At 67.2% G+C, this 19,549-nt stretch carries 18 protein-coding genes; 7 read left to right on the forward strand and 11 right to left on the reverse strand.

The annotated features are described in order from the left end of the window. Positions 1-420, forward strand: a complete 420-nt coding sequence (locus tag DRV85_RS11505; RefSeq protein WP_113289618.1) for an EVE domain-containing protein — start codon at positions 1-3, stop codon at positions 418-420. Between the two features lie 66 nt (positions 421-486). Further along, positions 487-870 carry a DUF1761 domain-containing protein gene (locus tag DRV85_RS11510; protein WP_113289619.1) on the forward strand — a complete coding sequence of 128 codons (384 nt, stop codon included), beginning with the start codon at positions 487-489 and terminating at the stop codon, positions 868-870. Positions 871-1,051: 181 nt separating this feature from the next. Here DRV85_RS11510 and DRV85_RS11515 read toward each other — a convergent pair whose 3' ends face one another. The 6 genes from DRV85_RS11515 to DRV85_RS11540 form a co-directional block, all read right to left on the reverse strand. Then, positions 1,052-1,393: a DUF2853 family protein gene (locus tag DRV85_RS11515; RefSeq protein WP_113289620.1), complete on the reverse strand. Its 342-nt coding sequence runs from the start codon at positions 1,391-1,393 to the stop codon at positions 1,052-1,054. A gap of 135 nt (positions 1,394-1,528) precedes the next feature. Beyond that, on the reverse strand, positions 1,529-2,509 hold the full coding sequence (locus DRV85_RS11520) for a zinc-dependent alcohol dehydrogenase family protein (protein WP_113289621.1): 981 nt from the start codon (positions 2,507-2,509) through the stop codon (positions 1,529-1,531). A 99-nt stretch (positions 2,510-2,608) separates the two neighbouring features. Further along, a complete protein-coding gene (ahcY, locus tag DRV85_RS11525; RefSeq protein WP_113289622.1) occupies positions 2,609-4,003 on the reverse strand; it encodes an adenosylhomocysteinase in 1,395 nt (464 codons plus the stop codon). A gap of 261 nt (positions 4,004-4,264) precedes the next feature. Then, positions 4,265-7,321, reverse strand: coding sequence for a choice-of-anchor L domain-containing protein (locus tag DRV85_RS11530; protein WP_113289623.1), 3,057 nt, complete (start codon positions 7,319-7,321; stop codon positions 4,265-4,267). A gap of 258 nt (positions 7,322-7,579) precedes the next feature. Then, positions 7,580-8,350 (reverse strand): sulfotransferase family 2 domain-containing protein, encoded by a 771-nt coding sequence (locus DRV85_RS11535; protein ID WP_158540150.1) that lies wholly within the window; start codon positions 8,348-8,350, stop codon positions 7,580-7,582. A gap of 70 nt (positions 8,351-8,420) precedes the next feature. Continuing rightward, positions 8,421-9,251 carry an ABC transporter permease gene (locus DRV85_RS11540; protein ID WP_113289625.1) on the reverse strand — a complete coding sequence of 277 codons (831 nt, stop codon included), beginning with the start codon at positions 9,249-9,251 and terminating at the stop codon, positions 8,421-8,423. 210 nt (positions 9,252-9,461) lie between these two features. Between DRV85_RS11540 and DRV85_RS11545 the strand changes: the two genes are divergently transcribed. Both DRV85_RS11545 and DRV85_RS11550 read left to right on the forward strand, forming a co-directional pair. Further along, a complete protein-coding gene (locus DRV85_RS11545) occupies positions 9,462-10,622 on the forward strand; it encodes a KpsE/RkpR family capsule polysaccharide export protein (protein WP_113289769.1) in 1,161 nt (386 codons plus the stop codon). Between the two features lie 14 nt (positions 10,623-10,636). After that, the gene (locus DRV85_RS11550) at positions 10,637-11,299 is read left to right on the forward strand and encodes an ABC transporter ATP-binding protein (protein WP_113289770.1); all 663 of its coding nucleotides are present in this window, start codon (positions 10,637-10,639) and stop codon (positions 11,297-11,299) included. 10 nt (positions 11,300-11,309) lie between these two features. Here DRV85_RS11550 and DRV85_RS11555 read toward each other — a convergent pair whose 3' ends face one another. Together DRV85_RS11555 and DRV85_RS11560 are read right to left on the reverse strand one after the other, a co-directional pair. Continuing rightward, positions 11,310-12,140, reverse strand: a complete 831-nt coding sequence (locus tag DRV85_RS11555; protein ID WP_113289626.1) for a hypothetical protein — start codon at positions 12,138-12,140, stop codon at positions 11,310-11,312. Between the two features lie 4 nt (positions 12,141-12,144). Beyond that, positions 12,145-14,454: a rhamnosyltransferase WsaF family glycosyltransferase gene (locus DRV85_RS11560; protein WP_233495485.1), complete on the reverse strand. Its 2,310-nt coding sequence runs from the start codon at positions 14,452-14,454 to the stop codon at positions 12,145-12,147. Between the two features lie 542 nt (positions 14,455-14,996). Between DRV85_RS11560 and DRV85_RS11565 the strand changes: the two genes are divergently transcribed. From DRV85_RS11565 to DRV85_RS19390, 3 genes are read left to right on the forward strand one after another with little or no spacing between them, the layout of a single operon-like run. Further along, a complete protein-coding gene (locus tag DRV85_RS11565; protein ID WP_113289627.1) occupies positions 14,997-15,926 on the forward strand; it encodes a sulfurtransferase in 930 nt (309 codons plus the stop codon). 10 nt (positions 15,927-15,936) lie between these two features. Next, the gene (locus DRV85_RS11570) at positions 15,937-17,067 is read left to right on the forward strand and encodes a YeeE/YedE thiosulfate transporter family protein (protein WP_113289628.1); all 1,131 of its coding nucleotides are present in this window, start codon (positions 15,937-15,939) and stop codon (positions 17,065-17,067) included. After that, the gene (locus DRV85_RS19390; protein WP_199525908.1) at positions 17,064-17,228 is read left to right on the forward strand and encodes a hypothetical protein; all 165 of its coding nucleotides are present in this window, start codon (positions 17,064-17,066) and stop codon (positions 17,226-17,228) included. The genes DRV85_RS11570 and DRV85_RS19390 overlap by 4 nt, the downstream gene beginning before the upstream one ends. A gap of 13 nt (positions 17,229-17,241) precedes the next feature. Here the strand turns inward: DRV85_RS19390 and DRV85_RS11575 are convergent, their stop codons facing one another. From DRV85_RS11575 to DRV85_RS11585, 3 genes are read right to left on the reverse strand one after another with little or no spacing between them, the layout of a single operon-like run. Next, positions 17,242-17,865: a TetR family transcriptional regulator C-terminal domain-containing protein gene (locus DRV85_RS11575; RefSeq protein WP_199525910.1), complete on the reverse strand. Its 624-nt coding sequence runs from the start codon at positions 17,863-17,865 to the stop codon at positions 17,242-17,244. A 20-nt stretch (positions 17,866-17,885) separates the two neighbouring features. Further along, positions 17,886-18,521, reverse strand: coding sequence for an NAD(P)H-dependent oxidoreductase (locus DRV85_RS11580; RefSeq protein WP_199525912.1), 636 nt, complete (start codon positions 18,519-18,521; stop codon positions 17,886-17,888). A 7-nt stretch (positions 18,522-18,528) separates the two neighbouring features. Then, complete coding sequence (locus DRV85_RS11585) at positions 18,529-19,542, reverse strand: ABC transporter substrate-binding protein (protein ID WP_113289630.1); 1,014 nt, start codon at positions 19,540-19,542, stop codon at positions 18,529-18,531. Positions 19,543-19,549: the final 7 nt, after the last annotated feature.

Consider the following 19,549-nt stretch of genomic DNA (forward strand, 5'->3'; position numbering starts at 1 on the left):
ATGCGCTACTGGCTCTTCAAGTCCGAACCCTCCACCTGGTCCTGGGACGATCAGGTGGCGAAGGGCGATGAAGGCGAGGAATGGGACGGGGTCCGCAACTACCAGGCCCGCAACATGATGCGCGAGATGGCGGCGGGCGACCGCGGCTTCTTCTACCACTCGCAAAGCGAGAAGGCCGTCGTGGGCATCGTCGAGGTCATCGCCGAGGCGCATCCCGACAGCACCACCGACGATCCCCGCTGGGACTGCGTGGACATAAGGGCTGTGCGCCCCTTCGCGCGCCCCGTGACGCTTGCCGAGATCAAGGAAGAGCCGCGGCTGGCGGAGATGGTCCTCGTCAACAACACGCGGCTCTCGGTGCAGCCGGTGACCGAGGAGGAATGGCGCATCGTCTGCGAGATGGGGCGCACCGCACCCTGAGCGAGCTTTCCGTTGTGATGGTCGTGCGGTTGCGCCATCCTCCCGCTGACAGCAACGGAGTCGCCTATGGGCGTCCTGAGCGTGATCGCCGCCGCCCTGGCGGCCTGGCTCTTCGGGGCGGCATGGTACGGCATCATGGGCCGGCGCTGGATGGGTGCCGCCGGCCTCACCGAAGAGACTCTTGACCGCCGGAACTACGCCGCCTTCATCGGCAGCTTATTCGCAGCGGTGCTGGTGGCGGGCATGATGCGCCACGTCTTCGTCACATCGGGCGTGGACAGCCCCATTGAGGGTGCGCTGACGGGTTTGGGCCTCGGCCTGTTTGTCGCGTCTCCATGGATCGCGACCAACTACCTTTTCGCACAGCGGCCCGCGTCGCTCATCCTGATCGATGGGTTGTATGCCACAGGAGGCTGCACGCTCATCGGGTTGGTGCTCGCGCTTCTATGAAACGGGAACCGGAGGGTCCGGCCGCGCCGGACCCCTCCGTCACCCCGGCGCTCCCACACACCGACGTTTGCTGGAAGTCTCCGGCCATCCTGGCCTGTGCTTCTTCCACGATAGCGGCGACACTTGACCGAGGCAAAGGGCAAATGCCCGCCATTCTAGGAAAATCCCGCGCGACGACCGGTCAGCCGTAGACGTTCTCCTTCCCGAAATGCTTGGTCAGCATGTAATAGATCACGGGCCGATACTTGTTGCGCTCTGACTTGCCGTAGATCTCGATCACCGACTCGATCGCGTCCATCAGTTCGGGCCCGTCCTTGAGGCCGAGCTTCTTGATCAGAAAGTTGTTCTTCACGGTCTCCAGCTCGCCCGGCTGGCTCGAGGCGACCGTCTCGGCGTCAGCATCGTAGATCGACGGGCCGCAGCCGATGGTCACCTTGGTCAGCAGATCCATGTCGGGCTCCATCCCGCATTTGGTCCGCAGGTCCTCGGCATACTTCTGGATCAACTCGTCACGCTTGCTCATTTCGCTTCCTCTGGTCTCTCCCTGCGGGCCTTGCTGCGGCGCCGCCCCGGACAGGCTAGACAGCTTTGCGTTCCACACAAAGCGGAATCAGGCGCAAAGCCGGGGCGGCGCAGGCTCGCCGCGCCCCCGGCCGCGTCAGGGCACCAGCACCGCCGCGCCCTGCAACCGCCCTGCACGCAGGTCGTCGAGCGCCCGGTTCGCATCTGCGAGATCATAGGGCACCGTCTCCGCCGTCACGCCCGCCTCGGCGGCGAGGGGAAAGAAGGCCTCGCCGTCCGCGCGCGTGAGGTTGGCGACGGAACGGATTTCGCGTTCCTCCCAGAGGTCGCGGTAAGGGAAGGCCGGGATATCGCTCATGTGGATGCCGCCGCAGACCACGCGGCCGCCCTTCCTTACCGCCTTCAGCGCGCGCGGCACCAGATCGCCCACGGGGGCGAAGATGATCGCCGCGTCGAGCTCGGCCGGCGGCGGCTCGGACGAGCCGCCGGCCCATACGGCGCCCAGGCGGCGGGCGAACTCCTGCGCCGCCGTGTCGCCGTCGCGGGTGAAGGCCAGGATCTCCACCCCGCGATGGCGCGCGACCTGCGCGAGGATATGCGCCGCCGCGCCGAAGCCGTAGAGGCCCAGCCGCTCCGCCTCGCCCGCCATGCGGAAGCTCCGATAGCCGATCAGCCCCGCGCAGAGCAGCGGCGCGAGCGCTACCGCGTCGCCGTCTTCGGGCAGGGGGAACACGTAATCGGTGTCGGCCACGCAGTATTCCGCGAAGCCGCCATTCAGCGTGTAGCCGGTGAAACCCGGCGCGTCGCAGAGGTTCTCCCGCCCCATCCGGCAATAGCGACAGGTGCCGCAGGTATGGCCGAGCCACGGGACGCCGACGCGCGCGCCGGGCGCCATGTCGGCACCCTCGCCAAGCGCGTCGATCCGCCCCACGATTTCGTGCCCCGGGATCAGCGGGAGCTTGGGCTCTGTCAGTTCCCCGTCCACGACATGCAGATCCGTGCGGCAGACCCCGCAGGCCTCGATCCTGATCCGCACCTGCCCCGGCCCCGGCTCGGGCCGCGGCATGTCGCGCAGCGCGAGCTTCGGCGAGTCTCCGTCGAAAACCATCGCGCGCATCGCTGAACCCTCCTGCCCCGAAATCTAGCCGCGCCGACGCGGAACGAAAACACCCGGCGCGGAGGACGCGCCGGGTGCGAAAGGGGATGCCGTGAAGGCTTAGTAGCGGTAGTGCTCGGGCTTGAACGGGCCCTCGGGGCTCACGCCGATATACTCCGCCTGTTCGGGATCCAGTTCGGTCAGCTTCGCGCCGATCTTGCCGAGATGCAGGCGCGCCACCTTCTCGTCGAGGTGCTTCGGCAGGACGTAAACCTTGTTCTCGTAGTTTTCGCCCCGCGTGAAGAGCTCGATCTGCGCGAGCACCTGATTGGTGAAGGAGGCCGACATCACGAAGGAAGGATGCCCCGTCGCGTTGCCGAGGTTCAGCAGACGACCTTCGGACAGCAGGATGATGCGATTGCCGGCCGGCATCTCGATCATGTCCACCTGTTCCTTGATGTTCGTCCACTTGTGGTTCTTCAGGGCGGCGACCTGAATCTCGTTGTCGAAGTGGCCGATGTTGCCGACGATCGCCATGTCCTTCATCTCGCGCATGTGCTCGAGACGGATGACGTCCTTGTTGCCGGTGGTGGTGATGAAGATGTCGGCCGAGTGGACGACGTCCTCCAGCACCACGACCTCGAAGCCGTCCATCGCCGCCTGCAGCGCACAGATCGGATCGACCTCGGTCACTTTGACCCGCGCGCCGGCGCCGCGCAGCGACGCCGCCGAGCCCTTGCCCACGTCGCCATAGCCGCAGACCACGGCGACCTTGCCGGCCATCATCGTGTCCGTGGCGCGGCGGATGCCGTCCACCAGGCTTTCCTTGCAGCCGTACTTGTTGTCGAACTTCGACTTGGTGACCGAGTCGTTCACGTTGATCGCCGGGAAGGGCAGGTGCCCCTTCTCCATCATCTTGTAGAGCCGGTTGACGCCCGTCGTCGTCTCTTCGGTCACGCCCTTGATCATGTGGCGCTGTTTCGTGAACCAGCCGGGGCTTTCGGCCATCCGCTTGCGGATCTGCGCGAAGAGCGCTTCCTCCTCCTCGGAGGTCGGCACGGCGATGAGATCCTCCTCGCCTTCCTCGACGCGCGCGCCCATGAGGATGTAGAGCGTGGCATCGCCGCCGTCGTCGAGGATCATGTTGGCGCCGCCTTCCTCGAAGTGGAAGATGCGGTCGATGTAGTCCCAGTATTCCTCCAGCGTCTCGCCCTTGACCGCGAAGACGGGCGTGCCGCCCTCCGCGATGGCCGCCGCGGCGTGATCCTGCGTCGAGAAGATGTTGCAGGACGCCCAGCGCACGTCGGCGCCGAGCGCGTTCAGGGTCTCGATGAGGACGGCCGTCTGGATCGTCATGTGCAGGCTGCCCGCCACCCGCGCTCCGGCGAGCGGCTTCGACTCGCCGTATTCCTCGCGCAGGGCCATGAGGCCCGGCATCTCGGTCTCGGCGATGGCGATCTCCTTGCGGCCGTAGTCGGCCTGCGCGATGTCCTTGACGATATAGTCCTTGGCCACGTTGACCCTCCTGCCAGAAAACTGTCCCGGCGCTCTTACCCCCCGGGAGGGGTCTGTTCAACAGCACGCGCCCGGAATCGCCCTGGCGTGGTCTGGCCCCGCACCAACCCGCATAATCCAGCGGCACGGGCAGCGACAGTGCGAAATGGGTGCCCCGCGGTGCCGCATGCGAAAAGAAGAGCGCCCCGACCGCCAGGGCCGGGGCGCGCAGGGCTTTTCCGAGTAACCGGACCGCGACGCAGGCCGCGGCCCGAGAATTGCTCAGATGAAGGTGAAGTCCTCGAGCGTCAGGTCCGAGGCCGCCACCCCCTCGACCAGGACGGTGTGACCATCCACGTTGAACTGGGCGCCATCCGCGGTGTCGGTGATGTTGAGCGCCGCGAGGTAGCCCGCCAGCCCGTTGCCGCCGTTGTCGATGTTGACGGTGCCGTCGTTCGGGTTGACCGTCTGGATCAGGAAGTTGTCCACGCCGTCCTCGTAGTCGGTGATGACATCCGCATCGCCGTCCTTGAAGAAGTTGTAGACGAACTGGTCCGCGCCGTCGCCGCCGGTCATCACGTCGTCGCCGTCGCCGCCGTTGATGGTGTCGTCGCCTGCTCCGCCGTCGATGGTGTCGTCGCGGCCGCCGCCGGCGAGGAAGTCGGCGCCGTCGCCACCGTTGATGACGTCGTCGCCCTCGCCGCCGCCCACGGAGTCGTCGCCCGCGCCTGCGTTGACGGTGTCCTGACCGGCGCCGCCGCCCATGTCGTCGTCGCCCTCGCCGCCCTCGACAAGGTCGCTGTTGAAGCTGCCGCCCATGGTGTCGGAGCCGGTGCCGCCGGACAGCTCGTCATCGCCGGCACCGCCGTTCACCACGTCGTTGCCGTCGCTGCCCATGACCGTGTCGTTGCCCTGGCCGCCGCCCATGAAGTCGTTGCCGCTTTCGCCGTCCATCATGTCGTCGCCGAGGCCGCCGCCCATCAGGTCGCGCCCACCGCCGCCGTTGACCACGTCGTTGCCATCGGACGCCGCGAGGTTGTCGTCGCCCTCGCCGCCGTTCAGCGTGTCGTTGCCGACGCCGCCGAGCAGGCCGTCGTTGCCGTCGCCACCATTGAGCTCGTCATTGCCGGCAAGGCCTTCCAGGCGGTCGTTGCCGCCCAGTCCGTTGATGACATCGTCGCCCGCGGTGCCGACGAGCGTGTCGTCATCTGCGGTGCCATCGATCTCCTCGCTTTCGGGCAGCACGCCTTCGGCGGTGACATTCGTATTGTCGCCATCCTGCGCGACGTTGAAAGTCGCCTGCGAGAAGTTGCCCTGAAGGGTCACGTTCGTGTCCGCCTCCGCATCGCCGTCGGTGTCGATGTCGAGGATCGCGGAGCCCAGCGTCACAGTCACGTCGTCGATGGTGAAGCTGCTGCCCTCGAAGGTCAGCATATCGTCATCCATGAAGTCGTTGATGACGTCGCCGTTGAGCTCGTCGGGCGTGCCCGAAACAGTGTCCTCGCCACCGCCGAGGTTGATGATCTGCGGCGCCGCGTTCGCCGTGATCTGATCCGCCCCGTCGGTGCCGTTCGTCTCGACGAAGCTGCCACCGGCTTCCACGTCGGAGCCCTCGATATTCCCGACGAAGATCCCAGAGTCCCATGCCGAGTCACCCGTGTCGGCGACCGCGATCGTCACGGTGTTCACGCCCGGCTGAACCGGAGCGAGGACGTTCAGAAGCACCGAGAAGCCATCGTACTCGGTATCGAAGGTGCCGGTGAATGGGTCGTCGTCCGAACCGTCGTCTCCGTTGTTGGAATAGAAGTTTCCGGGCGTGTTGATGCTGTCGCCGGTGATCGAGAGTGGCTGGTTCGGATCGTTGTTGAAGAGCGCATAATTGACGCCGTTCACGTAGACCGCCGCGATGTCCACGAAGGAGCTGTCGACATATTCCGGGAACTCGTCGGAACCGAAGAACAGGTCGAAGCTGATCGAGGGCTGGTCACCAAGAACGTCCGCGTCGAAGGTGAAGGTTAGCAGCGACGCGTCGTTCGTCGAGCCGGCGTTGGGGAAGGCATCCCGCGCCGTTTCGGTAAGACGCGGGTCGCCGGGCTCGCCGAGGTTTACGGTAAAGCTGCCCGAGGTGTTCTCGGTGCCGGGGCCGCCGCCGGAGCTCAGGAACACGCCCCGGTCGATACCGACGACTTGTTCGGGCGCCTCACCCGATATCTCGTTGATCGCGTGGCCATCAGGCAGGAGCGCGAGGCTCTCGACCGCGCCGACGTAGTAGATATCGCTCGGAACGATGCTGTCATCGGCGAAGAGGAAGTCACCGATCTGTCCGAAGTCCTGCGGACCTTCGATCGTCTGGCCTATCCCCGGCTCGGGCGCGGCCGCCGGGTCAAGCTGGAGCATGGTTCCACCGCCGCCGGGCATTTCCATGGACACGAGATCGGCAGACCCGACCGTGGTGTAGTTGAAGATCGCTTCCGGGGTGTCGTCGCCCGTCGTCTCGATCTCGATGCTCGACCCGAGGATCGTGACTGACGACTCGCTCACGCCCTCGAGCAGGATCTGATCGCCGAAGTCGAGGCCATTGATGGTATCGCCGGCAAAGTCGGCGGCGCTGCCCCGCACGATGTCCAGCCCACCATTGCCAAAGCCGGAAAGATTCACGGTGTCTGCTCCGGCTCCACCGTTCATGTCGTCGTTGCCGGCGCCCCCGGTCACGATGTCGTCGCCGTCACCGCCCAGAAGCGTGTCGTTGCCGTAGTCGCCGTTGAGCGTGTCGTTGCCTTCGAGTCCCTCGAGGAGATCGTCCGACGGGAAGCCCACGATCGAATCATCACCCGACGTCCCGGCGAACGGATCCGAATTCACATTCGTGTCCGCAAGGTCACCCGGCGAGAACTCGGTTCCCGGTGCGAAGGGACCGGACGGAATGTCAGAAACGGTGCCGTTCTCCAAATAGTTCGTGAGCTCGGCCTCCGTGGGCGCGCTTCCCGACCCGATCGGATCGCCGCTTGCGAGGAAGACCATCACCTGCTGCGACGTCGTGTCGGTGATGGTGAGGATCTGCGACGTGTTGCCGTCGACCGAGACCTCGCCCATTCCGATGTCGTAATTGTCGTCGGTCAGATCGACGGGACTGCCGCCGATGAGCGCACCGTAGAACTCACCCGACGTGATGTCGATCATGCCGGTGATGTCGGCAGGGTCCGTGCTGCCCACGTCAGGAGAGAAGGTGAACCCCAGGTCGTCGCTGCCTTGCAGATCGACCGTGATAGGGCTGATGCTGGTCGGCCCGGAGCCGAAGTCGAAGTAAGTGAAACCGTTAAGGCTGTAAATGCTGGACATTCGAACGCTCTCCTCATGTTACGCGCGAGTGAAAATCACGGCGCTCATTCAAAGGCTTACTGCCCGCGTTGGGTGCGGGCACCTAAACTGTTTCAAATTGATAGGTGGGTACGCCGGAGCGGTCAATCACCTTTCCTAAGGGACGGTGAGGCGGCACGCAACCGCCATGGTGGCGCGCGTGAGCAGGACGTCCCTGCCAAGGTGACGCGTTCCGAGATCCGCGACGGCGGGGCGCGGCCCGTCGAGCGCGAGGGTCGTTCATGCTTCGGGAGCGAGGGGGTAGCCGAACATGTCATAGTCCGGCGCATAGATCTCGGCGATACGGGCCAGCGTGGCGTCGGACAGGAAGTTGCCGTGCCCGAACGCATGACTGGCGACATCGCGTGCCGGAATGTCACCGAGGTAGCCTTGGTGGGGCGCCTTCGCAACCGGGCTTCGATTCAAGGTGCGCGATCGCCATTTCATTCCCATCCGGCCCGCCAGCGCAGAGAGTTCCTCCTCCAGTCGCTCGACATGCACGATCTCGTCATAGCGAAAGCCCGTGTCGCCCAGGCCAGGCGGCACCTGCGTCTCCCAGTGGCCGTTGATTGGCAGCCAGGGCTTCTTTTTTTCCGCCTGCATCCGCGCGACGGTCTCGAGGAACTGCTCGAAGGTCAGGACGTTCGCATCCTCCTCGGAGGGCGTTCCGCCCGACCATGTGACGAAGCGGTCGTGCAGATCCTGTGCAAAGGGCTCGAGCGCAGCGCGCGTCTCGAGCCGCTGGCCGCGATAGAGACAGAACTTGTTGATATAGGCGCTGACCGCACGCGAGGCAGGGTGCCGCGCCAGAATGACCGCGAGCAGGCCCTCCTGTTCAATCACGCGGCGACAGCGATGACCCGGCGTGCTATGCGAATGAAAATACCGCTTCGCCGCGGGTCGTTCCCGCATGTTGTCCGCGAGCAGTTCGAAGAGCGTGGTGCAGGCGGCCTTCTGTGACCAGAAGAACACCGCGCCATGGCGTCTGTCGATGTACCCGCGCCAACCCACTGCCCAACCCTCGCCAGCGAACGGCTGCGATCTAGCAGAGCGGCAGGTTGCCGGCAATCATCCACCGGTCTCAATCGTTTATGATGTCCCGGTAATAGCGGCGCAGGAGCAGCAGACCCAACGCGAGGGTCACGACGGAAATCCCGAAGACATAGAGCGGCGAGACGTAGGTCGCGTCATAGGTCGCGTAGACGCCGGCCCTGACCTGACCCACGCAGTGCACGATGGGATTGTACCACAGCCAGTCCCGATACGGCATCGGCACGTCGTCGTAGAGGAAGAAGATGCAGGAGATGATGAACAAGGGGCGATTGAGGATCGCCCAGATCCGCTCCCAAGTCGGGTAGACCGACAGCAGATAGCAATTCAGCGTTCCGATGCCGACGGCGAGGCTGGTCGCCATCGCGAAGCCGAGCGCCACGGCCGGCGGGTCGAGGATCACGTCGAGTCGATAGATCCAGATGATGCCGGTCAGAACAACGGCCCAGACCATGAGCTGGGTGATCGAGTTCAGCAGAACCCGCGCCATCAGCGCATCCACGAAGGTCACGCCCGGATAGGCGAGAAGCTGCCGCGAGAAGCGCAACGCGACCGACGACTTCTGGCTGATGTCCATGTAGAGCGTGAAGGGTAGCATGCCGGTTGCGTAGAAGAGCGGGAAGCTGGTGCCGATGCCGGGCGAACGCAGCGCCAGCGAAAAGATGAAGGTCAGCAGGATGATTCCGGCCACCGGCTCGAGAATGGCCCACAGATAGCCCAGCGCGGATCTGCCGTGGGTGGAGGCCATCTCGCGCAGCATGAGCGCCGCCACGGTCCGCGGCGTGCCGGGCTGCCGCGGGCGGCGCCCGCGGCCTTCGGGTAACTTGGGAAGGTCCGATTGCGGGAACTGCGTGTCTGCCATATCTTGCCCGAGCTTAACACCGAACGCGGCGCCCTGCACAGCGGCGGCGCGCTCAGCTACGAAGGTTCCGCCGTGACAGATGCCGATAAGGCCCCTCCCGACGTTTCGAACCGCAGCGGGGGAGTGGTGACCGGAATGCCGCAGAAGGGCAAGCCCGCGGGCGGCGCGGAAAAACCCCGCGGAAAGGCCGGAAAGCCGCCCGGGCCGCGAATGCCCCCGGCGGCGCGTCGCTCCAGCCTGAAGACGCGGCACGTCGTGCTGATCGGCTTCTTTCTTCTGTGGGTTGTCGCGCCACTGGGTGCGGCAGCCTGGTATCTCTATGTCATCGCCGAAGACCAGTATGCCAGCAATGTGGGCTTTTCCGTGCGGACCGAAGAGGTGGGATCGGCGGTCGAGCTTCTGGGGGGCATCACGGAGCTGTCGGGGTCCAGTTCATCGGACACCGACATCCTCTATGAGTACATCGGCAGCCAGAACATGGTGCGTGCCATCCACGACCGGATCGATCTCCGCGCGGTTTACGTCAACCCGGACGATCCGATCTTCAGCCTGGGCGAGGACGCCCGGATCGAGGCGCTGTCCAGCTACTGGCGGCGGATGGTCAAGGTCTTTTACGACCGCGCGAGCGGTCTGATCGAGGTGCGGGTGCTCGCCTTCGATCCGGACGACGCACACAGGATCGCCACCGCGATCTTCGAGGAGAGCACGGACATGGTCAACGAGCTCTCCGCGATCGCGCGCGCGGATGCGACGCGCTACGCGCGCGAGGAGCTCGACCGCGCCATCGAACGGCTCAAGGAGGCGCGGACGGCGATGACCGATTTCCGTTCGCGCACCCAGATCGTGGATCCCTCCGCTGATATCCAGGGCCGCATGGGCCTGCTGAACACGCTCCAGCAGCAGCTCGCGGATGCGCTGATCGAGCTCGACCTGCTGCTCGAGAATTCGTCGCCGGAGGATCCGCGCGTCGTGCGGGCGCGCGAGCGCGTCGAGGTGATCCGCAACCGGATCCGGGCCGAGCGCGCCCGCTTCGGGCGCGCCGGCGAGGAGGGCGCAGCCGACACAGGAGAAGCGCTGTCGCCCGAAGGTCCGGCGGACGGCTACTCCACGCTGGTCGCCGAATACGAATCGCTGGCTGTGGACCTCGAGTTCGCCGAGAAGAGCTATCTCTCGGCGCTCGCGGCCTATGATTCCTCCGTGGCCGAAGCGCAGCGCCAGTCGCGTTACCTTGCAGCCTATCTGGATCCGACGATCCCCGAGACGCCACAGTATCCGCGCAAGGTCATGCTGCTGGCGCTGGCGGGAGCCTTCCTGCTGGTCAGCTGGTCGATCATCGTGATGATCTACTATTCGCTGCGTGACCGGCGCTGACAGTGCGGCTTCGGATGATCGAGCTTCGCAACGTCCACAAGACCTTCGTCCTCAACGGGCGGCGCAAGGTCGTCGCGGACAGCATCAGCGCGGTCTTTCCGCGCGGCAAGGCGATCGCCATTCTCGGCCGGAACGGCGCGGGCAAATCGAGCCTGCTGAAGATGATCTCGGGGTCGATGGACCCTGACAGCGGCGAGGTGGTGGTGCATGGCACGGTGTCCTGGCCCGTTGGCTTCGCCGGCAGCTTCCACCCAGAGCTCACGGGCCTGCAGAACACGCGCTTCATCGCCCGCGTCTATGGCGTGGACACGGACGAGCTCACCCGTTTCGTCGCCGACTTCGCCGAGCTCGGGCCGCATTTCGAGCTGCCGGTGCGCAGCTATTCCTCGGGGATGAAATCGCGCCTGGCCTTCGGCGTCTCGATGGGCATCCGTTTCGACACCTATCTCGTTGACGAGGTGACCGCGGTGGGAGACGCCTCCTTCCGCTCCAAGAGCGAACGTCTCTTCAAGCAGCGGCTGGAGGAAAGCGGCGCCGTAATGGTGACGCACGCGCCGGGCCAGGTGCGGCGACTGTGCGACCATGCAGGCGTGCTCGAGAACGGCGAACTTCACATGTACGACGATGTCGAGGACGCGCTGGCGCACCACAAGAGCCTGATGCAGGCCACCGCCTGAGCCGGCGGCTTCAGCCCCTTTCCCTCTGCAGGGTGTTGTCGTAGCCGAATTGCTGACGCAGCAGCCTGTTCTGCTCCTCGAATTGCGCCTCGAGCCAGGCGCGGCGCTCCTCGGTCCGCCCGGCATCGGGCAGATCGGTTCTGTGGAACGCTTCGCGGAACGCGGCGCGAATCTCGGCGTCGGACACCTCGGGATCCCGCATCATCGCCGCGATGCGGTCGCAGTCCTCCATCCGCAGCGATCGGTTCGCCCGCGTCGGATGCAGCTCCCAGTCCATCTGCTCGTCCGGACCGAGAAGCTCTTCGATCACCGGACGGATACGCCGGTGGCTGGCGAGGATGAGAGGCCGCTCCGGGAAGCGCTTGCTCCAGTTCCGCAGAAACGCCGCCGGCGTGAGATTCCGGATCCGCCGCTCGGCGAAGGCGCGGAAGTCGCGGCCTTCGTAGGCCTCACGCCTGGCCAGAAAGGTCTCGAAGTGCTGCTTCATGAACTGCGAATAGTCGCCGAAGACGAATTCGCTGAACGGGCGGAGGAAGGCCACAAGCTGAACCTCGACACCCGTGGCGGGAGCGAGCGCAGCCAGCGCATCCCCGCGCTTCGGCAACCCGTAGAGATCCTCGTGGCTGAGCACGACCGTATGGACGCCGTCCGCGAACCAGGCGTCCAGTCGCGCGGCATCGACCGAGGCGAGATCGGCCGCGTTGCCCGGGTGGCTTCCGCCATCATGCGGGTAGCGGATTCCGCGCTTGAGCAGGCGCGGGCGGTTCTGCACCATGACCTGCTGCAGATAGGTCGAGCCGCACTTCGGCGAGCCGATATGGAGGATGATGCGCCGTCCCATGACGTCAGCCCTTCGCATGCGCGGGCTGGGGCGCGACCAGCGGCGCGAGCCGGTCGAGGGCCGCCTCCGGCGGCAGACCGAGGCGCCCGAGCTCGATCCACCGGTCGCCGTCGGGCACCGGCCCCATTCCCCAGGCACGTCGCAGCGCCTGCACCAGACCCGGCACCGTCGGCGGCGCAGAGAGGATCGCCGGGCTCAGCAGGCTCAGATCCTTTGGGCCGAAACGGTTGGTCACGACACGCACTCCCGAGGCCGCCATCTCGATCGGCGGGTGGCTCGGATGCGGCGAATACATCAGCGAAAGACCGAGCTCCACCTCCAGCAGATAGGCGGGATAATCCTCCCAGGGCAGTTTCCCCAGGCTGCGCAGCACCACTCCGCCTGGCAGGGTCACGGGATCGTGCCGCAGCCCGACGGAAACGATCTCGATGTCCTCGGGGCCCAGACCCTCGCTTTCCACGAACTGCGACAGCACCTCGATGGCGGTGGCGTACATGTTCCGCGGCACCTCGGGCCGGCCGTAGAGCGCCAGGCGGGGCGGACGGTTCTTCCGCTCAGGGCGCGTACCGCCGGCATAGCGCCCGATATCGATCGCCGGATGGAAGGAGATCGCGTCCGGCGTCGCGAAGGCGAAGCCTTCCTGCGCGAAATGGTCTCGCAGCTGGCTTGTATTGAAGACCGGAATGAAATCGAGCTCGTAGCTCGACATCGCGTCGGCATATTCCGGCCCCCAGGGATAGAAGGCCGGCTCGAAATCCTGGATCAGATAGGCGAAGCGGTCCTGAACGTATCCGTGATCGCGGATCAGGCGGTCGGCGACATGGGCGCTCCACCATGCGGTGGCGAGGAATCGGTCGGCGTGATGCGCGGGCACAGTGCCGCCCTTCACCCCGCAGTGCAGCGTCACCCTTGCCTGCGCCTCCGCGGAGCTCAGCCGCCCGAGCACGAAACGCCGCGAGGTCACCATCGACGACACGGGCAGGTCGGTCGCAACGAAGCGAACGCGCAGCCCGCGCTCGGCGAGACCGAGCCCCATGTCGATGGCCGTCGAGATGCCGGCGAAGACCTCGGTGGGATTTAGCGTCGGGACGAGGACCGTGACCGCCGGTGCGTGATCTCCGAACTTCGGCCGCCAGGACGGGGTCTTGCGCGTGTCGACAAGGCTCGCCGCGGCCACGCGGCGCTTGCGCGTGTCGCTTGCCGGTGCGTGGTGCCGCGGGGCCGGGGGCGGCACCCCGGGCGAGAGCGAGTAGAGCCGCGCGTCCATAGCGCCGCGCGCCTCCTCCAGCCCCGGCCCGAGCGCCTGCTTCAGGATCCAGGTGTTGCGCCCGAGGCTTACCACCGAGAAGCCAAGGGCGATCCGCGCGAGACCGGCGTGTCCGGTGGCCAGGAGTCGGAGTCCGTCCCACGACAGTGCGAAAAGCCCCCCGAAGCGCGCGAGGAACGGGCGCAGCGGCGCAAGCTGAGCCTGACCCCGCGGCAGGCGGCCATCCTCGACCGCGTCCGCCAGCCGCGCGTAGAGGCTGTGCGCCAGATACCTGGCCAGCCCGTAGCTCGCCGCTTCGCGGCGCAGCCACATGCCGTCCGCCTGCCGGACCCGCGCCAACAGGCCGGGGCGCAGCCAGCCGGCCTGCCTGTCAACCGCGCCGATCGCGTTCTCGCCATGTTGCCGGTAGTCCACCAGCGGCGAACGGATCAGATGAACACCGCCAAGCGCCGAGGCGAGGAGCGCGAGCCAGAGGTCGTGATAGAAATGAACGCCGCTTTGCGGCGGGAAGGGCAGCGCCAGATCCACCAGCCGCCGCCGCATCAACGTCGTCATGCCGGTGACGTTGTTGCGGTAGAGCAGACCGCGCAGCCCCGGCCGGCGGTGGCGACGCTCGTAGTCGAGCATCGAGCGATGCAGCACAGTGGCGCCGTCCTCGGCGACGAGGCGGGCATCGCTATGGACCAGATCCGCCCCGCTTTCGTCGAGCGCCGCGATCCCCCGGGCGAGGCGGTCGGGGTGCCAGACGTCGTCCTGGTCGCAGAGGGCGAAGAGCGCGTTCTCGTCGGGCACGAGATCCAGCGCCTCGGCCAGACCGGCCTCGAAGGCGCGCACCGCATCGAGGCTCTCGCCCGGCTCCACCACCGTCGCGGAGAGCCCGACGTCTTGCGCGAGCTCGCTGACCGACCGGCCGGACCCGCCATCCGCGATCACGCAGATGAGCCGGATCGACGGATGGGTCTGCTCCGCCAGCGACTGCAACTGCGCCCTGAGATGGGCGGGATTCGGCCGGTGAACGGCCATCACGATGGCGACCTGACGTGCCATGAACTCCCGTGCCGTGCCCAGAAGGGGCGCATGTAGAGCGACCGTTTACCCGCGGCGTCAGGGGGGAGCAAGCACCCCCGGCAACGAAGCGCGGAGCGTCGCGGACTCGCCCGATACCGGCGCGCGTGTTGCGCGGCGCGGCGTGGATCGCGTCTTGGGGCGCCGCAGCCCGCCGCATGATTTCGCCGCCGACGACTCGCGGCGAAGAAGGCAACATGAGGACGCGCGTCGCCGCTTCGCCGCGGGCGGGTCCGCATGTTCGACGATTCGCCGGGCAGGCGCGCGGTCGGGCGCGCGAGGCACCGACTGACACGCCCTCCTGCGCCTGTTCGAAAAAGGATGATGGGACGGGCATGCGCTGCGCCGCCGGACCGCCGCGATCGGCGCGCGCCCGTCGTGGAGAACCGCCGTTCCGGCTCCGCCGACAGCGTGGAACCGGCGTTTCGGGCGCCGGCTGGCTGGGCCGGAGCCCCGGACTTGTCAGCCGTGGCGGCGTGGCCGAGATGGCCTGCCCAGATATCTGCATGGCAGGAGGAGTCCCCATGAAGTCCCTTTCGCTCGCGACCCTGACCGCGCTTGCCCTCGCTCTGCCCGCCGCCGCCTCGACCGGCTTCGGCCCGTTGCTCACGCCCGTGGCGTTGCAGGAGGCGCGCGGCGCATCCGAGCCGCTGGTCATCGACATCCGTGGCGACGCCTATGCGGAGGGGCACATCCCAGGCGCGGTCAGCGCGCCCTACGCCCTCTTCCGCGGCCCCGAGGAGAATCCGGGCCAGCTCGTCCCCGAAGACACGCTGCAGGAGACGCTGCGCAGCCTGGGCGTCACCAACGATCGCCCCGTCGTGGTGGTGCACGAGGGCGCGGACGCTACCGATTTCGGCGCGGCGGCGCGGGTCTACTGGACCCTGAAGTCCTCCGGCGTCAGCCGCCTCGCCATCCTGAACGGCGGCGTGAAGGCGTGGAAGCTCGCCGGCCTGCCGACGACGACCCGGGCGACGAAGGCGGTGCCATCGGAATTCGAGGTCACCTTCTCGGACCGCTGGCTCGCCACGACCGACGAGGTCGCGAGGATCGTCGAGGGATCGGGCGACGCGCTTCTGCTCGACGCGCGGCCCGCATCCTTCTGGCAGGGTAACAAGTCGCACCCGGCCGCCGCCCGCCCCGGCACGCTGCCGCAATCGGAGTATTTCGAGCACGCCAGCTGGTTTTCGGACGACCCCGCCATCGTCAGCGCCGCCGACGCGCGCCGTCTGGCCGAGGCGCAGGGCTTCACCGGCGCCGAGACGCTCGTTTCCTTCTGCAACACCGGGCACTGGGCGGCGACCAACTGGTTCGCGCTCTCCGAGCTCGCCGGCATCGAGAACGTCAAGCTCTATCCCGAGTCGATGGTCGGCTATTCGAGAGCCGGTCACGAGATGGCCAATGTTCCGGGCCTCTTCCGGAATCTCGTGAACCAGGTGCGCGGCATCTTCTGAGGGCATGAGGATGGCTCAGAGCACACTCGACGGGGCGGCTCGGGCCGCCCCACACCCGAGGCGCGCCGCCCTGATCGGGGCGGCATCGCTCGTCGTCCTCGCGGTGGCCGCGACGGCCGGCGCGCGCTACGGGCTTCTGCTCGCGATCGGCCTGGGCTTCGGCGTCGCGCTGGAGGGTCTGCGCTTCGGCTTCGCGGGACCGTGGCGGGCGCTCCTGCTCCGGCGGGAGCCTGCGGGCGTTCTCGCGCAGCTTCTGGCCATCGCCCTGGTCGCGGTCGTCGCCATCCCGCTCGTCTCGCAGGGCGACGGAGAGATCATCGGGGCGCATGCGCCGGTGGGCTGGGCGATGGTCGGCGGCGCCTTCGTCTTCGGCGCGGCCATGCAGGTGGTGCTCGGCTGCGGCTCTGGCACGCTGGTCAACGCCGGCTCCGGCAACCCGGTCGGCTTGCTGGCGCTGCCCTTTTTCGCCCTGGGCAGCTTCGCGGGCGCCTGGCATCTGCTGTGGTGGACCGACCTCGGCACCTTGCCGCTCGTGGTGCTGGAGGGGACGCAGGGGCTTCTCGTCACGCTCGCGCTTCTGGGCGCGGTCGCCGCGGCGCTGCTGTGGATCGCGGCGCCCGGCGCGCGACGCCTGCCCCGGCGGCTGGTCGCCGCGGCGCTCGCAGTGGCGGCGCTGGCGCTCGCCAACCTCGCGGTGGCCGGACAGCCCTGGGGCGTGGTCTATGGCCTGGGGCTCTGGGCGGCCAAGGGCGCCGCGGCGCTTGGCGTGGATCTCTCCGCCTCGGCCTTCTGGGCCGCGCCGGGCAACGTCGAACGGCTCGGGGCCAGCATCTTCACCGACGTCACATCGCTCACCAACATCGGCATCATCGCGGGGGCCTTCCTTGTCGCGGCCTGGCGTGCCGGAGGGCTTTCGGCCCCCCTGCCGAGGCTGCCGCTGCGGGCCTGGGTCGCCGTGGCCGTTGCGGGGCTCGCGATGGGCTACGCCTCGCGCCTGGCCTTCGGCTGCAACGTCGGCGCCTTCTTCTCGGGGATCTCGACCGGCAGCCTGCACGGCTGGGTCTGGTTCGCGGCGGCGCTCGCGGGGTCGGCTGCGGGCCTCCGGCTGCGCCCGGCGCTGGGTCTGGAGGGGCCGCGATGACCCGCCGCCTCACGGCCGGGCTCGCGGTCGCCGCGCTGCTGGCGCTCGCGGCCTTCGATCTCGCCACGGCGGAGCTCGACCCTTACGGCGCACCGCCGCTCTTCGCGCTGGGTTCGGGGCAGGGGTCGGGCGGCGCGCATTGCGCCGCGCTGCCGGAGTAGGGCCGCCCGTCGCTCAGCGCGCCGGCGGCGTCAGTCCGCAGCGCAGCAGGAACATGTCCTGCGCCTCGGCGATGATGCGCTCGGCGTCGAGCGGCGTTCCCTCCGGCACGCCGAGCAGGTGGCGCGCCTGCGCCTCGTATTCGGCGTAATGCTGGGTCACGGCCCACATGTTCATCTGGAAGAGCAGCGGATCGACGGGGCGGATCCTGCCCGCCGCGATCCAGCCCTCGATCACGCCCGAGGCCTCCTCGACCGCCTGCTTCAGCTCACCCCAGTGCCGCGAGAGAACATAGGCGCCGCGGGCCACCTCGTTGGCGAAGAGACGGGACACCTCGGGGTGGTCGAGCGCGTGGCGGATCTTGCGCTCGATGTAGGAGGCGATGGTCTCGGCCGGGTCGTCGGACCCCGCGGAGACGAAGAAGATCGTCCGCCATTCGCGCACGATGAAGTGGAGCGCCTCCTCGTAGAGTTCCTCCTTGGACGAGATGTAGTAGTGCAGCTGCGCCTTGGTGAGCCCCGCCGCCGCTGCCAGAGCCTGCGTCGAGGTGCCGGCCAGACCGTTCTTCGCGAACTCGCGGATGGCCGCGTCGAGGATGGCGCGGCGGATCTCCTCGCGGCGGCGTCGGACGAGATTCATGTCGCTCTTCTCCGAACCCATCAGATCCGCGCCAGACGACGCTCGACGCGCGCGAGGAACCGCTGCCTGTCCCGGTCGCTCGCGTGGTTCATGTCGTGCAGTTGCAGCCAGCGCACACGGCACCGCGGGTGGAACAACACCCGGTAACCGCGTGTCAGCATCGACCGCCCCGGATCACGTATCAACCGAAGCCACCACCAGGGAGAGCCGGAGGTGGTGATGGCGGTGAAGCTGCGGATGTTGGTGAGCAAGCCCCGCGCACGCTTCTTCTTGCCCTCCGGAACCTCGAAGGCCACGCCGGGCAGCCAGACCCGCTCCATCCAGCCCTTGAGCAGTGCGGGCGGGCCATACATCCAGGTGGGAAAGACCATCACCAGCGCCTCGGCCCGGCGCAGGGCGTCCACATGGCGCTGCACCCGCGCGATCAGAATGTCGGTCTCCGACAGATAGACGTTCCAGTCCTCGGGGCTCAGCACCGGATCGAAGCCCTCGCGGTAGAGGTCGATGACCTCCACCTCGTGGCCCGCCGCCTCGAGCGTGCGGCGCGCCCTGGCGAAAAGGGCCGCGCCATAGCTCTGCTCGCTCGGATGGCAGAAGACGATCAGAACCCGCACGTCCGCGTCCCTTCCCGGCCCGCGCCCGAAGGCGCGGGCCATGCGCCGCTCAGTTGCTCATCAGGCGCTGCTTGATCTCGAGGCCGTGGCCCTTGTTGACGAACTGGGTGGTGGCGACCTTCGACAGGTCCACCTCGCCCGCCTCGATGATACCGGCCTCCACCGCAAGGTCGTGGAAGGCCGCGATCCGCTCCTCGCTCATCGCGCCGATGCCCTTCTCGAGGGCATTGCCGGAATCGATGATCTCCAGCTTCTGGAACTGGGCCATCTCCTTTTCCAGCTTCGCGACCGTCATGTCGGGGTTGGCCTCCATGATCGCCTCGTAGGCGGCCGTCCGGTCGCCGTAGAGGAAGTTGTACCAGCCCTCGATCGAGGCGTTGATGAAGCGCTGCACCAGATCGGGGTCGTTCTCGACAAGCTCGGCGCGCGTCTCGATGGTGGTGGAATAGGTGTTCCAGCCCTGGTCGGCGAGCAGGAAGACATCCACCTCGGCGCCCTCCGCCCCGGCATAGATCGGCTCTGCCGTGGCGTAGGCCTGCTGCACCATCGCCTCGTCCCCGAGGAACTGCGCGAGGTTGTAGCCATAGGGGCGAAGCTGCTCGTCGCGGAAGCCCTTGGCCGAGGTCAGCCACTGCCAGAAGCTGAACTGCCCGTCCTTCGAGATCAGCACCGTGGGCGCCTCGGTCAGCGCCTCGAAATCCTCGTACTGACCGGCGTGCGCCATCAGCGCCTGCGGATCCTTCTGGAAGAAGGCGGCGACGACGGTGGTGGGGATGTCGTTGCGCACGTTGTCGAAGGAGAGAAGCAGGTTGCCCGCCATCAGGAAGTCCAGCCGCCCGGCCGCCAGCATGGGGCGGTTGTTCATCTGCGGCCCGCCCATCATGATCTCGACATCGAGGCCGTAGTCCTCGTAGGTGCCGTCGGCCAGCGCCTGGTAGAAGCCGCCGTGCCCGCCCTGCGCGAGCCAGTTGGTGCCCATTACCACCTTGTCGAGCTCGCCGTCCTGCGCCGTCGCGGCGGTGGCGAATGTGGCCGCGATCACTGCCGTCAGTAGATGTTTCATTCGTGGT

Source organism: Rhodosalinus halophilus, from assembly GCF_003298775.1.
Taxonomy (GTDB): domain Bacteria; phylum Pseudomonadota; class Alphaproteobacteria; order Rhodobacterales; family Rhodobacteraceae; genus Rhodosalinus; species Rhodosalinus halophilus.

What these genes read in the sequence shown, in the direction of transcription:
- DRV85_RS19390 (WP_199525908.1), top strand. Translation starts at nt 17,064, where the DNA reads ATGACCCGCCGCCTCACGGCCGGGCTCGCGGTCGCCGCGCTGCTGGCG.
- DRV85_RS11520 (WP_113289621.1), bottom strand. Translation starts at nt 2,509, where the DNA reads ATGCGCGCGATGGTTTTCGACGGAGACTCGCCGAAGCTCGCGCTGCGC.
- DRV85_RS11540 (WP_113289625.1), bottom strand. Translation starts at nt 9,251, where the DNA reads ATGGCAGACACGCAGTTCCCGCAATCGGACCTTCCCAAGTTACCCGAA.
- DRV85_RS11515 (WP_113289620.1), bottom strand. Translation starts at nt 1,393, where the DNA reads ATGAGCAAGCGTGACGAGTTGATCCAGAAGTATGCCGAGGACCTGCGG.
- DRV85_RS11560 (WP_233495485.1), bottom strand. Translation starts at nt 14,454, where the DNA reads ATGGCACGTCAGGTCGCCATCGTGATGGCCGTTCACCGGCCGAATCCC.
- DRV85_RS11505 (WP_113289618.1), top strand. Translation starts at nt 1, where the DNA reads ATGCGCTACTGGCTCTTCAAGTCCGAACCCTCCACCTGGTCCTGGGAC.
- DRV85_RS11550 (WP_113289770.1), top strand. Translation starts at nt 10,637, where the DNA reads ATGATCGAGCTTCGCAACGTCCACAAGACCTTCGTCCTCAACGGGCGG.
- DRV85_RS11585 (WP_113289630.1), bottom strand. Translation starts at nt 19,542, where the DNA reads ATGAAACATCTACTGACGGCAGTGATCGCGGCCACATTCGCCACCGCC.
- DRV85_RS11545 (WP_113289769.1), top strand. Translation starts at nt 9,462, where the DNA reads ATGCCCCCGGCGGCGCGTCGCTCCAGCCTGAAGACGCGGCACGTCGTG.
- DRV85_RS11565 (WP_113289627.1), top strand. Translation starts at nt 14,997, where the DNA reads ATGAAGTCCCTTTCGCTCGCGACCCTGACCGCGCTTGCCCTCGCTCTG.
- DRV85_RS11530 (WP_113289623.1), bottom strand. Translation starts at nt 7,321, where the DNA reads ATGTCCAGCATTTACAGCCTTAACGGTTTCACTTACTTCGACTTCGGC.
- DRV85_RS11580 (WP_199525912.1), bottom strand. Translation starts at nt 18,521, where the DNA reads ATGGCCCGCGCCTTCGGGCGCGGGCCGGGAAGGGACGCGGACGTGCGG.
- DRV85_RS11575 (WP_199525910.1), bottom strand. Translation starts at nt 17,865, where the DNA reads ATGAATCTCGTCCGACGCCGCCGCGAGGAGATCCGCCGCGCCATCCTC.
- DRV85_RS11555 (WP_113289626.1), bottom strand. Translation starts at nt 12,140, where the DNA reads ATGGGACGGCGCATCATCCTCCATATCGGCTCGCCGAAGTGCGGCTCG.
- DRV85_RS11510 (WP_113289619.1), top strand. Translation starts at nt 487, where the DNA reads ATGGGCGTCCTGAGCGTGATCGCCGCCGCCCTGGCGGCCTGGCTCTTC.
- DRV85_RS11570 (WP_113289628.1), top strand. Translation starts at nt 15,937, where the DNA reads ATGGCTCAGAGCACACTCGACGGGGCGGCTCGGGCCGCCCCACACCCG.